This is a genomic window from Bdellovibrionales bacterium (assembly GCA_019750295.1).
Lineage (GTDB): Bacteria > Bdellovibrionota > Bdellovibrionia > Bdellovibrionales > JAGQZY01 > JAIEOS01.
Genome location: JAIEOS010000097.1, coordinates 1 through 13,599, shown reverse-complemented (window position 1 = coordinate 13,599; position 13,599 = coordinate 1). Strand labels below are relative to the sequence as shown.

Below are 13,599 nucleotides of genomic sequence, written 5' to 3'. Positions count from 1 at the left end.
CGTTGTTTTCAGAAAACAACGCGGGGGTTCTCAAAAAGTATCGGCGCACCTTCCGGACATTCAGGATTGAAAAGGCTCGTCGTACCTACTGGAGCGATTTGTGGGCAGCGAGGATCTTTTGATCGATTTTGGGATCTTTCGAGAGTTCTGATGAAAATAGCAGAAGACCTCGGAAAACTTCGGGCGTGAAACCCTTTTTTTCGAACTGGGCTAAAATTCGAAGCTCATTCCAACGATGTAAACTTAAACAGTCGACGTGATTTGGTGAAACTCCATGATCTCTGATCAATACGTCACGGAGAGCAGAGCTTTCGATGTCCGTCCAATATAAAAGAGCGCGATCGAAGAGGCGATTTGCAGGCGAGGTAAAGAACGCTTGAGAACCAGCGATACTTTTTCCTTCGAACGCTTCCACCCATTGTGGATTCTCGACCACAGACGAAAGCGACGGCATTTTTTGCAAAGCGGACCAATCCAAGCTCGGACCAGTTCCCTTGTGAAGACTCTGCAAGCGCTTTCCGATGTGAGCCACCGCCAACTGCGGACCCAAGGAGTAAATATGGATATCTGTATCTTTGATGGTGGTCGCCATACCCTGAGCTTTATGCAGTTGATGATGCACCCAAATGTAATTCACCTTGCTCGCAAAATAATTATCGATGGATTTATGGTATAACTCCGTCGTGATGGCATCATCTCGATCCACAACGCAAAATAGAGTTTTCTTCTCGTCGAGAACGGTTTCCGAGGTGAATGGCGAAATCGCTACACTTTCGCTGGAAAGTTGAATCAGCATGTCGTCCATGTGAGTCCCAAAACCAGAGTGAAAGTGGATCTGACGCTTAAAAGAGTAGAGTTGCTTAAATCCCTGAGAAAGCTCCATCAAAGCGTGAGAAACCCCCTGGTAAACCCGAACATAGCTCGTAAACCCATGGGTTTCTTTAAACCTCTGACCTAACTCCTCCCACTGAAACGGACTCTTAAAATCTAAAATAGGACCCCCAAAATGCCGCACCGGTTCTCAAAACGTATCGGCGCACCCACCGGACACGTCGAAAAGGATCTGCGTACCTTTTCCCCCATTTAACCACAGGACTTTTTGATTCTGAATTAGATTCTTAAGTTAAAATTTGAAAAAGGCTATTTTGAGGACCTCCGTTTAGCGTGAAGCGATCGCCGACTTCCCGTCGGCGAAAACGGCGAGGGCATGGAGGGCGGAAAGTGCGGTAGCAATTTGGATTGCCGCCCGCAGCCCGCGTCCTCAAAATAGCCTTTTTCAAATTTTAACTTAAAAATCTAATTCAGAATCAAAAACCTAGATCAGGTTGTGGCGTTCAGTTTCGTCGACGATCGACTGCACACCTTTGCCGTCATTCAGATTCGCTCGGTGAGCCAAGTGCTTAATGTCGTAGACAAAGTTTTCGCCATTGCGTCCTGGAGTTTGCCACTCAGGACCCATACGAATCGCGTCCACCGGGCAGGCCTCTTCGCAGAATCCGCAAAAGACACAGCGGAGAATATCGATTTCGTAATTGATGGGATACTTTTCCACCGAAGGATCGTTATCCTCAGACGCGACGATCGAAATGCACTGAGCTGGGCACGCTGTCGCACACAACATGCAAGCCGTGCAGCGAAGTTTACCGTCTTTTTTAACGGTCAATACGTGATTCCCTTTAAAACGTGAGGAGTACTGATACTTTTCTTCCGGATAATTGAGCGTCGGCATTTGCTTTTTATTCGATAAGTTTTTCACCATCGTTTTAAAAGTAAATGCGAGACCGGAAAAGATCGCAGGCAAATACCAAGATTTAGACTGCTGAGGAACTTTTAAACGAACATATCCACTCATAACGAACCTCTGTGATAAACGAACTCATTCTCTACACGCTCTGTCGGATCATAAGGGACAGATTCCGAGTTGGGAGCTTGTCCCGTCCAAACGGCAGCAATGTCATCCACACCCATGGCATTCGGAACAATCAAAGTCACCGGTCTGATCTTTTGCTCAAGACCTTTGTAGTTGATAAAGGTTCCCGATTTTTCAACAAATGTTTTTGTCGGGATTAACCAAGTTTCACCCTTAAGCTCTTCGAAGTTTTCACTATCGGTGCTGCCTAACCAAATGACGGTGCTCATGTCCTTTAAAGAAAGGATTCTTTGTGCAAAGTCAGGATAAGTCATGACTGTCTCTGGAGCAACAACCACCGTTGTTTTGTACTTAGAACCCTCGGCCTTCCAAGGCTGAGACTTCACGCCGTGCTTCTCGAAAACTTTTTTGAGGCCCGCAGTATTTGGATTCTTATCGCTAGGTCTGTAGAGAAGACCATCAAAGCCTTCATCCGTCCCCGGAGAATTGCTCCAATGATAAATGTGCTGAGCTCCAAATTTTTTAGCAAAGTATCCCACCATCGCGTCAAGCTCTTCGACCGTGTTTTGGGCGGTCACCACTAGAGCTGCTTCTTTTGTGCTCGACAATGTGTCGCGGAGCTTTTGAACGGCAAAGGCCACATCCATAAACTCTTTTTGGCCATGAACGGCTGACGACGCTAAAGTGAGACGGCTCAGATTTTTGGTCACATTTTTTTGACCGCGTTCACCCGTCACTTCAGTATGGAATAAGTTGGTGTGCTTATACATATCGCGACCGACATCACACATCCAGTAGCCATTCACATCAGGATTAAAGCGCGGCTTCATTCTCCATGTACCTTCTTTATTAAAGTACACGTCCACGTTACATCCTGTGGAACAACCCGTACAAACTGACGGTTGGTCTTTAAGGAACCAAACTCGTTGTTTAAAACGGAAATCTTTAGAAGTGAGCGCACCCACCGGGCAAATATCGACTGTATTTACAGAATAATTGTTGTTGAGAGGCTTGTCTTTAAAAGTACCGATTTCGCTATGATCACCGCGATTAAAGATTCCCAACTCATTGGTTTTAGAAATCTCTTCGGTAAAGCGCACGCAACGAGAGCAAAGGATACAGCGCTCAGAATCCAAAACGACTCTTTCGCCAAGATCTACAACCTTTCTCTTCTTCACTTTGCGTTCGGCCATTTCGGGATCGTATTTTCCAAACTGCATGTATTGATCTTGCAATCCACACTCACCGGCTTGATCGCAAATCGGACAATCCAGAGGGTGATTGATCAAATGGAAATCGAGTCCCCATTTCACCGCGTCTTTTACTTTTTCGCTCTGGTTGGTGATCTTCATGCCTTCGGCGATGGTCGTGTTACAAGCGATCTGAAGTTTTGGGTTCCCTTCGATCTCCACCATACACAAGCGGCAAACACCTGCGATACTCAAAGCAGGATGCCAGCAGTAATGACAAATATCCTCGTTCAATTCTTTAAACGCCTGAATGATGGTTGAGCCGTCTTTCATCGAGACGGGCTTGCCATTAATGGTGCAATTGACCATAACGAATTCCTCTCACCTTAGATGTACCTTGCCGAATGTAGTATTCAAATTCATCGCGAAATTTGGGAACAAAACTCAAAACGGGTAATGCCGCCGCATCTGAAAGTGCGCAGATCGTGCGACCTTTCATGTTGTCGGCCACTTTGCAAAGAGTATCGATATCCTGGATGGAGCCTTTTCCAGCCATGATCGAACCGACCACTTTATTCAGCCAGCCCGTACCTTCGCGGCACGGAGTGCACTGACCACAAGATTCATGATGATAAAAGTGCGTGATCACACCGAGCATGTCGACCATACACCGGGAATCATCAAGCACCACGACAGAGCCTGAGCCCAACATCGTACCCATATTCGCCAAACATTCATAATCCATGGTCGCTTGACGACATTCATCGGCATTCAGAACAGGAGCCGATGTTCCACCCGGAATCACGGCTTTAAGTTTTCGACCTGGCTTAAGTCCGCCGCACTCGTTTTCGATCAAATCGATCAGTTTGTAACCGAGCGGAACCTCGTAAGTTCCCGGGCGAATTACATCTCCGCTCACCGCGAAGAGTTTTGTTCCAGGAGATTTTTCTGTTCCGTGCCTTCGGTACTCTTTGACACCATCGCGAACGATGTAAATGACAGAGGCCAAAGTTTCCACGTTATTCACGATTGTGGGTTTACCAAGATAGCCCTTCACCGCTGGAAATGGCGGCTTTAACTTCGGCTGCCCTTTTAATCCTTCGAGAGAGGAAATCATTCCGGTCTCTTCACCGCAGATATAAGCGCCGGCACCGACGTAAACATCCATCTCGTGATCAAATCCCGAACCGAGAATGTTTTTACCAAGAAGACCGTCTTTGTAGGCTTCTTTGATCGCATCGCCGATGATTTGCACGCAATCGGTGTATTCACCGCGAATGTAAATGTAAGATTTTTGAGATTTAACAGCGTAAGCCGAAATAATCATTCCTTCGATCAATTGGTGTGGAGCTCGCTCCATCATCAAACGATCTTTAAAGGTACAAGGCTCCCCTTCATCGGCATTACAGAGAAGATAACGGGGCTCATTATTATTGGGTAAAAAGCTCCACTTCATTCCTGTGGGGAAGCCGGCTCCACCGCGACCACGAAGTCCAGACTCTTTCACCATTGTGACGATGTCTGCCGGTTGCAGGGAAAATGCTTTTTTTAATGTCTCGTAGCCACCCTTTGCTTTGTAACCAGCAAGGGTCTTGTAGGCGTCATCCTTATAATGTTCGGTCAAAATTTTTGCTTCAGCCATATTATTTTAAACCTTTTAGAATTTGTTTTGCGCGCTCTAGAGTTAAATCTTCGTGATACTTTTCGTTAATTTGCATCATCGGCGCTTTATCACAGGCACCGAGACACTCCACACGAGTAAATGTAAATCGACCATCTTCCGTCATCTCGTTCTCATCGACTCCATACTCGCGTAAAAAATCGTGCATCATTTCCCGTGTTCCCGCCATGGCACAGGCCACATTGCAACACACTTGCACGTGGTGACGACCCACAGGCTCTTTATTGAACATCGTATAGAAATGGAAGACTTCGTTGATGCGGGCCTCTGGGATCTCCATCAGCTGACTCAAATGAGCAATGACTTCGTCACTCACCCACCCGCCGTTTTCTTTTTGGGCCCGAAACAGACTCGGAATAATCGCCGACTCTTTGGTTTCGTACCGCGAGAGTTCACTTTTTACAAATTTTTGGCCTTCAGTTGAAAGTTCAAACATATTTCCTACCTATCCAATTCACCAGCAATGAGATTCATACTTCCTAAAATTGCGATCACATCAGCGAGCAATCCGCCAGTGATCGACTCAGGGAACGATTGATAAATGGCAAAACAAGGAGGACGAACTTTTAAACGGTACGGAGTTCCCGCGCCATCACTGACAGCATAGAAGCCCAATTCACCGTTCGCCGCCTCTGTCGCGTCGTAAACTTCGCCCACCGGAGGACGGAGACCGTGAATCACCAACATAAAGTGATTCATAAGACCTTCGATGTTTCCATAAACATCTTTTTTGTCTGGAAGAACGATGCTCTTATCGCGAATGGTATAATCTCCACCCGGGATATTTTTGCAAATCTGCTCCACGATTCTCACCGACTGCTTCATTTCTTCCACGCGCACGAGATAGCGCTCGTAAACATCACCGGTGGAGCCGACAGGAACATCAAAATCTAAAGTTTCGTATCCGTAGTAAGGATCTAACTTGCGAAGATCCAACGGAACTCCCGCGGCGCGAAGGCAAGGACCAGTGTAGCCCCACTGAATCGCGCTTTCTGCAGAGATAGAGCCGATGTTTTGTGTTCTTTGAATCCAAATTTTATTTTCAGAAAGGAGCAATTCGATTTCCGAAACGCCTTTTCTTAATTCTTTACAAAGCTCAAGAACGTCTCCAAACCATCCGTCAGGCGCATCTTGAGCCATTCCACCAATACGGGTCATGGACACCGTTAATCGCGCTCCGCAAAGTTTTTCAAAAACATTATAAACCTTTTCACGAAGAGTGAAGAGGTGGAAGAAGCCCGTGAGCGCTCCCAAATCCACGGCGTTCGCACCGATACAAACCACGTGATCAATAAAACGAGAAAGTTCGCAAAGGATGATACGCATCGCTTTAGCTTTCGCCGGAATATCTACACCCAGCATCCGCTCGATGGCTTTGCAATAGCCCACGTTGTTCATCGGAGCCGAACAGTAATTTAATCGATCGGTGTACGGAATGACCTGATTGTAAGGATGAGTTTCGGCCATTTTTTCGAAGCACCGATGGAGATAGCCAATCTCTACACCCGCACGATGAATTTTTTCACCATCCAATTGCGCCATCACGCGAAGTGTTCCGTGAGTAGCAGGATGCGAAGGACCGATGTTCAAAGAAACGAGATTGTCCACCTTCGTCGCAGGCTCAGTGCCATTGTCAAAGTGAATCGGCAAAGCCGTATCGCACATCTGTTGGAGATCTGCCGGATAGTCCTTACGTAAAGCGTGACCTTTAAACTGATGGTGCGTGAGAATTCGACGTAAATTCGGGTGACCGTCGAATTTAACTCCGAACATGTCCCAAACTTCGCGTTCAAACCAATCGGCACCTTTCCAGACAGAAATCACCGAAGGCACCGGTTGATTTTCTCCCACCATTGTTTTGATACGTAAGCGAGAACCGTCTTTGGCATTGAACAGTTCGTACACCACATCAAAACGCTCTTGGCGTTCGGGATAATCGGCCGCGGTTAGGTTCATTAAAAAATTAAAGTGGCCGCGCTCTTTTAAAAACTGCAGAACATCACGCACCATTGCTGATGGCACGATGACCACATAACTTCCAAAGGATTCACTCCATTTGAAATCAGATGCGTTTTTGAATCTCTGAGCGAGATCACTTTTGTAAACTTCAAGCTTTTGATTTTTCATACGGATTCACCCAATTGTCGCGCCAAGGACGTGGTTTGTGTTCAGCAATCATTTTTTGTAAAAGCATAACTCCATCGAGAACAGCCTCAGGAGTCGGAGGACAACCGGGAACGTAGACGTCCACCGGAATCACTTTATCGATTCCTTGCATCACGTGATACGAGCGATAGAAGCCTCCAGAACTGGCGCAAGCACCCATCGAGAGTACGTACTTCGGCTCTAGCATCTGCTCGTAAATATGAACAAGAATCGGTCCCATTTTTTCGGTAATTGTTCCTGCCACCAAGAGCAAATCAGCTTGGCGAGGAGAGAAACGCACCACCTCTGCACCGAATCGCGCAAGGTCGTATTTGGGTCCCATCACAGACATGAGTTCGATCCCGCAGCAAGCTGTTCCATACGGAAGAGGCCAGAGAGAGTTTTTTCTTCCCCAAGCTACGAGATCATCAAGTCGTGTCGTAAACGCAAATGATTTTGAGATTTCATCAATTTCGGAATTTTGATTTTGTACGGCCGTGCTCATTTAAGCCCTTTCCCAACTTTAACCCGCGCTCCCAACCCTTAATACGAGAGTATTACGGACCTGCGCGAAGACGTCACAAAGCGAAAGTTTTGATCTTCAAAGTAACCGTTAATTGCTTAGTTTTTCAAGCTAATTTCGTTTTGTTTTCATTTAACGTTGCACCACAAAATCAGGCGATTTGCCTGAAATTTCCTGATGACAAAAATTAAAATTTTCGGGTCGGAAGTGGGCTCCACGAGGAAGCCTGTCATATTTTCAACCGAGGCTTTAAGCGTTGCATCATTTTCGTAAAATCGATACGTAGTGGGGTCTTACTACCGGAGGAAAATTATGAAATTAATCACTCTTTTCGCGTTATTAGTGTTTTCGAGCGAGCTATTTGCTCAAGGGGTTATTGCGACCGCACCTCAAGGTCGGCGCCATGTTCAACGTCCTTATTACGGACACCAGCAGCCTCAACCTCCCTACTACGCGGATCAAGGCCCGCAGCATCCAGTTGAAGGTGACTATCAGTCTCCACAATGTCCGAATGAAAATTATCAACAACCCAACCCAGGCCTAGAGGTTCTCAAACAAGCTTGCGCTCAATGGGAAAATCATCCGCACCGACGCTCAGGTCAGTTGGCGGAAATGAAAATCAAACTCACTTGTAGTCAGGCCGTCATTGTTTCTGCGCGTGTCGAAACTAAAATTGCTCCTGCCTACAACGTGATCTCCGAACCCACTCCTCAATCTCGCCCGTGGGTCAAAGAAGTGACGTGCTCGGAAGTGGCTCAAGCCAATTATAACATCGTCGCTCTTTGCAGCATCGAAGAATCGCCAGCTCCTATCTATCCTCCAGCACCGCCTTCAAAATAATCCACAAATACGGAACAAATATGATTTCAAAATATGTGATCATCACGTTTGCGGCCCTAGCTCTCTTCAGCCAGGGCCTTTTCGCAAATGGCGTCGAAGCCATTCAACTTGAACACGTGGCCATCGATACGTCTTTGGGTTGCGATCGCGAATTCTTTAGAAGCTCGCAAGGGGCGCAAGGAATTATCTACGTCCTTCCCTACGTGATGATCGATGTGGACGAAACTGGGGAAAACATTTTTAGCATTCGCGAAGTGAAAGAGTGGCGCGAAAATAAAAACCATCTCCTCAGCGTTCAGTTGTACTTCCCTTATGACGAAGCCGATATTAAATCCAAAGTGCATCTCGACGAAATGGGCTCCGTGCAAACCTGCAACTTTACCGCCGTCAAAAATTTTCTCAACGCCAAAGAAAAAGATCCGGCAAAAAGAGTTCACACCATTTCCCCGATTCCTCTCACCTATATTGAAGTGAGTATTCCTGAGTACATTTCGGCCGTGAGTCGCGTGGGATCGACAAATGTCGAAGCTAACGACGTGGTGGATTACCTCGGCAAACCCCGAGTTTTTAATCTTCCCATGACCAAAGAAGAATACCACAGTGTTGTCGGCGCTCTCCAAAGCCGCGTGGGCCTCCAAGCGCGAGTTAAATTTCACTTTAAAGCTCGTCAGAACAACGGAGCTGTGCGGATTACAGTGAACCGTCAGCAGCTCGCCGTCAATTTTCAGTTGGCGGCCAAAGGCGAAAAATACATCGCTCGTGCCGATCTCGATGTGGCCTTACGCACCTCCATGGAAAAATCGGGAGTGACGATCGAGACGCAAGCGGGAAATAATTCAGAGCTTTTCGACAAAGTCGCCACTCAGATCATCGAGAAAGTCGTTTCGCAAATCGATCTTTCCATCACCGAACAAGCGAAACCAAATTCCGCGACGTGCGAAGCCCCGGAAGGAAAAGTTTGTGTCTCTACCGTGCTCGGTATTATTTCTCAGCGGATCGATCAAACCATCTCTTACAACAATTCGACAGCCCCAGAAGCCGCGACGGCAGAAAGCGTTGTTGATCTCAATTTACTTCGGCTTGAGGATCCACGTCTGGAAGTGATTCGCGTGATCTCAGGCGAGCCCGATCCCGTACTCAGTCGACCCATCCTTGCCGGAGAAACCGTGAGGATCCGTCCCGGTTATTACTCGATTGTGACTCGCCGGTACCAGAAAAGTTTTAGCTATTTAACAGCCGATGAAATCGCCAAAGAAAAATATGCGACCCACTTCCTCAACTACCTCTCGTCACGTTGGTTTAAAGTGGAAGACGAAACTCGAAATCATCGCGCCATGGCCGTCGGGAAATTCGCAATCGGTGGCCTCGCCGTTGGCTCACTTTATCAAGAGTATTATTGGAAAAGAACGATTCAAAAGCCTGTGATCGTCTCTAATCCTCGAGCGAGCTTAAAAGAAACTGAGTTCGATCGTTTTCCGATCGAAGTGTCGTTTTCTCTCCATGGAAACGACCGCCGAAGTTACGAATTTCGACAGCTCGTGGGTGACAAACCCGACTGGAGAGCTGAATTCGATAGCAGTGGCGTTTTGGTTCTCACTGCTAAAAAAGATCTCGGATTTATGAAGTTGAGAGAGCGCTTTCGCGCCGTCACTCAAGAGCGAAAAAATGAACTGATCGAGAAGCTGAAAGCCGAGGGCAAGTCCCTCAACGAAGATCTTTACTATCTCCGTAAACCCACAGAAATCGAAACGATCACCATGGAGGCCCGTCGAATCTGGGACTCAGCTCCAGTAGTTGTCGGCTCTCCGGTGGTCGTGCGTAGTAATCCACGGGCGGCGACTGTGCTCAAGGTTGTAAATTTTTATGTGACAACTCCCACTCGCGAGGAAACTTCTACAACGGCGGATCCTGCTTCGGTGGCACCTCCCCCTGCCCCTTTGCCGGAAAAGCCGCAGGAGAATCCACAGATACTACCCATCCCCGTTCCTGAGGAAATTGCTCCCCCGCACTAGTTGACTGAAGCCTTAGGCCGGGGCAATCTCCCGGCCTATGAAGCACTTATCTCTTTATCTCTTTTGCACTCTACTTACCCCATCCACCTTTGCCGATTTTGGCGAGATCGATCTCATCGTTCGCGACAGTATCGAAAACCACTTTCGTGAATATTCGCGCGAAGTTGATCTTTCGAGCCTGAGCTACGAGAAAGAACCCAAGTCCGAGGGGGATGTGATGACGGTGGAAACCGCCGTCCAAGCGGTGCAAGGATTTACCAACGACTGGGGCCTTCACTATTGTACGACGAAAATTAAAATCGTAGCGCCCGGCAAGTACAGCGATTTGGGGTCCGATTGCTTTTACGATCAGGACAACTAATTTCACACGACACATTCAACTGAACAATTCTTCGACAGTCCTGTAGAGATTATCGAGGGCTGTCCCTTTCCTAGAGAATCACCGGTTTTTTACGTATAACTGAGCCTCACTCTCAACGGTTTGGGAATTTCCTATGCTTCAAGTTTTACATTTTAAAATTCTGTTATGGATCTTGATGTCCATTCTCCTCACCGCTTGCCCGAGTTCCAAAAAAAAACGCAATGAACCCTCACCGCAGCGACCTTTTGTCGGACGAGACGGCCAGCCCCTCCCATTTCCTCCGGGGAAAAACATGGATCCCTCCGAGCCAGATCCATCGGTCGCGCCGTCTGCGCCGACGTCGCCGACAGGGCCTCGTGCAACGCCCCCGCGCCCAACTCACGCTCCCTCTGCGCAAGCGCTTCCACCGAAAACACAAATCGCGACGCAAAAACTTGGTCCTCTCATTATTGAGGAAGGAAAAACGGTCTTTACCGCTGATCGACCGGCATGGTCGAGCTGGTGGTATCCTTTAAAAGACAGGGAGCTCACCCGGTCGGTGCAGGGAAACTTTTCTCCGCTTCAGAAATACGACAAGCTCGTTTCGTCTCTCACCGGTCAAGCAGCGCAGGCCACACAAATCCAGAACAGATTCTACGACTCCTTAGATCAACCGCCGTGGGCGGGGCTTTGCGATGCTCGCGCCTTTGCGGCCGCACTTCACCCCGAACCTCAAAGATCCGCCATGATTCATGGCGTCTGCTGGACGCCGAAAGATTTGAAAGCGCTTTTAATAATGACTTACTCCAAAGTCGATCCCGATCAGTGGCGTGGAATTTGGGGCGAGCCCGCCAATGGGTCTCAGTCGATTAGGGAGGATATTTTTCCGCAGGATTTTCTCAAACTCATAACTGTGGAACTCGGTCAAAAAAAACGTCATCTTTTGTTTGATAGCGATCCCGACAGCGAAGTTTGGACAGAGGTCATCAATTCTGCAGAACTCACCATTCGTAAAACTGCAGACGCCCATAAAGTTTCGGCACGCCTCTTTATTTCTACGCCCTCATATAAGATCTCTGCACAAGAACAACAAAGAGAAAATCACACGGGCATCGGCGCGATCGAATCCCCTTTCATTTACACCTTCGATCTTTATGGAAAATGGGAAGGTTCAAAATTTTTAGTGGATCGCGGCGAGTGGACGGGCGACTCCATCAAGTCTCATCCCGACTTTGCCATCCAGTTGCCCGAAAACGTATCGCAAGTGAATCGCGAGAGCACCAACGCTCACATCACCGCCGAGTGGGTGGACCATATCCTAAGCCTCGCACAGTCGGCTCCCCCCTGCCGCTAGGCTAGCGGTAGGTTTTTAATCGATAAAGACCTGCTTGGCCGCTCGCAAATCTCATTTGTTTGAGATTCGAAATCAATTCGTTGTCGACCGCAGGCTGACCGGACGATTGGCAGATCGTGGTGTTTATGACCTCGCCGGAATTTAAAACCTCGAACCCTAAGATAGCTTTACCTTCAGACGAGGTCAGGGGCTTAATTTTATTATCTGCCACTCTCAACGACTTTGCATCGCCTCCGCTCGTGCACGCAGGACTGACAATATCCTGAGCGGAATTGAAGCGCGACGGGGCTGCCGTTTCGCAGCCTGCGGCTCCAAAAACGATGAAACAAAGACGGATTAAAATTCTCATTAGACTTCCTCGCTCATCACTTGTTTTTTTAGGAAAGCGCCGCGATCGCGCTGCTCCTTGGGTGAGTCCGCATTCTCGACATTATCAATATACTTTTTAGTGGCTAATGGAAGTTCTTTCCAAATACGAATCGCCAACACGCAACCAATCGCCGTGAAGGGAAGAAGGAAGAGCGGCCAGAATTGCCAGTTCTTACTGACCAAAAATCCAAGACTGATCGATTGAATTCCGCTTCCGAGATACACAAAACCATCAACAATCCCCGAGGCCGTGGCCGTCGCCTTACGCCCGCCGAAATCCGCCGCCGCCGTTCCCGACATCAGAGAGTGAACTCCAATCACAGAAAACTGCATCATCAGCGCACAAATACCAATAACTATGGGAGAGGAGAACAGCACAGCGCTCATTACCACCATCAGAGCCAGCATCGTAAAATTGAGGATAGCGACCGGAGGGGCTCGGCGTGATTGAAAAATATAATCCGACAAATATCCCGCGGCAAAACCGCCCGTGATTCCCGTCACACATAAGAGCATTCCCCAGTGCTCTAGAAAGAACTCAGCACCCACTTGAGGAACCTCTTTGGCGAAAATAAAATACCACTGCATGATTCCGTTGCGGAGAACTCCCCCGCAAAATTCAATGAGTGCAATCGTCAGCATCACTGGGCTTGTGAAAACTCGGGTTAAAAGTTCCTTCATTGTAAAGTTACGGTCCATTTCGTCGGAAGACGCATCATGAGTGTCGAAGTCTTCGAAATTCGCTTGGGAAGGAGTGTCCTTAAGGAGCCACATATCGATCAACGCCCAAAAGATCAAAAGGACCGACGGAATTAGAAAGACCAACCAGATGGCATCGGAGGTTCCCGTATCTATGGCAAAGACATTGCGAATGGTTCGTTGAAAGATCGAAAGCGGCTCCGTCGGATTGAGCTTTGTCGCGTCGACAATCGCCTGACCCCAATCGAAGGCAAAATACACCCCAAAAGAAATGAGAGTTCCAAAGATGGCCCCAAAAATTCCGCGCTCGCGCACATGGAACCAATAGGCTTTCACTTTAATAATCGAGACCGCTCCATAACTCTGGAAGAACATATTGATCGAGTAAAGAATCGAGAATGTCACTGTGAGGTTCCACTTTAAGGTGCCCTTAAGCTCAAGGAACGTGATTAAACCCATGGCGATATTTGCCAGACAAGACCCGAGAGCGGCGATGATGATTCCTTTTTTACCGCCAATTTTATCCACCAGGGGACCATTCAAAAGAAACGAAAGTCCGTACACAGTGGTTCCCAC

General features: G+C 47.8%; 13 protein-coding genes. 4 read left to right on the top strand and 9 right to left on the bottom strand.

Annotated features, from left to right (window positions below):
- Positions 1 to 85: 85 nt before the first annotated feature.
- From K2Q26_13555 to K2Q26_13525, 7 genes are all read right to left on the bottom strand, one after another.
- Positions 86 to 1,015, bottom strand: coding sequence for a hypothetical protein (locus K2Q26_13555; GenBank protein MBY0316544.1), 930 nt, complete (start codon positions 1,013 to 1,015; stop codon positions 86 to 88).
- Between the two features lie 300 nt (positions 1,016 to 1,315).
- Positions 1,316 to 1,852: an NADH-quinone oxidoreductase subunit I gene (locus K2Q26_13550; GenBank protein MBY0316543.1), complete on the bottom strand. Its 537-nt coding sequence runs from the start codon at positions 1,850 to 1,852 to the stop codon at positions 1,316 to 1,318.
- Entirely contained in the window at positions 1,849 to 3,429 is a 1,581-nt protein-coding gene (locus K2Q26_13545; GenBank protein ID MBY0316542.1) for a (2Fe-2S)-binding protein, read from the bottom strand. The genes K2Q26_13550 and K2Q26_13545 overlap by 4 nt, the downstream gene beginning before the upstream one ends.
- Entirely contained in the window at positions 3,410 to 4,702 is a 1,293-nt protein-coding gene (gene nuoF, locus K2Q26_13540; protein MBY0316541.1) for an NADH-quinone oxidoreductase subunit NuoF, read from the bottom strand. The genes K2Q26_13545 and nuoF overlap by 20 nt, the downstream gene beginning before the upstream one ends.
- Position 4,703: 1 nt before the next feature.
- Positions 4,704 to 5,177, bottom strand: coding sequence for an NAD(P)H-dependent oxidoreductase subunit E (locus K2Q26_13535; GenBank protein ID MBY0316540.1), 474 nt, complete (start codon positions 5,175 to 5,177; stop codon positions 4,704 to 4,706).
- A 5-nt stretch (positions 5,178 to 5,182) separates the two neighbouring features.
- On the bottom strand, positions 5,183 to 6,868 hold the full coding sequence (gene nuoD / locus K2Q26_13530) for an NADH dehydrogenase (quinone) subunit D (protein MBY0316539.1): 1,686 nt from the start codon (positions 6,866 to 6,868) through the stop codon (positions 5,183 to 5,185).
- Positions 6,849 to 7,391, bottom strand: a complete 543-nt coding sequence (locus tag K2Q26_13525) for an NADH-quinone oxidoreductase subunit B (GenBank protein ID MBY0316538.1) — start codon at positions 7,389 to 7,391, stop codon at positions 6,849 to 6,851. Before K2Q26_13525 ends, nuoD begins: the two co-directional genes overlap by 20 nt.
- Before the next feature lie 330 nt (positions 7,392 to 7,721).
- Between K2Q26_13525 and K2Q26_13520 the strand changes: the two genes are divergently transcribed.
- From K2Q26_13520 to K2Q26_13505, 4 genes are all read left to right on the top strand, one after another.
- On the top strand, positions 7,722 to 8,249 hold the full coding sequence (locus tag K2Q26_13520; protein MBY0316537.1) for a hypothetical protein: 528 nt from the start codon (positions 7,722 to 7,724) through the stop codon (positions 8,247 to 8,249).
- Positions 8,250 to 8,269: 20 nt separating this feature from the next.
- Entirely contained in the window at positions 8,270 to 10,261 is a 1,992-nt protein-coding gene (locus tag K2Q26_13515; GenBank protein MBY0316536.1) for a hypothetical protein, read from the top strand.
- 37 nt (positions 10,262 to 10,298) lie between these two features.
- Positions 10,299 to 10,622, top strand: coding sequence for a hypothetical protein (locus K2Q26_13510; GenBank protein ID MBY0316535.1), 324 nt, complete (start codon positions 10,299 to 10,301; stop codon positions 10,620 to 10,622).
- A gap of 133 nt (positions 10,623 to 10,755) precedes the next feature.
- On the top strand, positions 10,756 to 11,955 hold the full coding sequence (locus K2Q26_13505) for a hypothetical protein (GenBank protein ID MBY0316534.1): 1,200 nt from the start codon (positions 10,756 to 10,758) through the stop codon (positions 11,953 to 11,955).
- 1 nt (position 11,956) lies between these two features.
- Here K2Q26_13505 and K2Q26_13500 read toward each other — a convergent pair whose 3' ends face one another.
- Complete coding sequence (locus K2Q26_13500) at positions 11,957 to 12,304, bottom strand: energy transducer TonB (protein ID MBY0316533.1); 348 nt, start codon at positions 12,302 to 12,304, stop codon at positions 11,957 to 11,959.
- On the bottom strand, positions 12,304 to 13,599 hold a 1,296-nt coding region (locus K2Q26_13495), incomplete at its 5' end, for an MFS transporter (GenBank protein ID MBY0316532.1). The genes K2Q26_13495 and K2Q26_13500, both read right to left, overlap by 1 nt.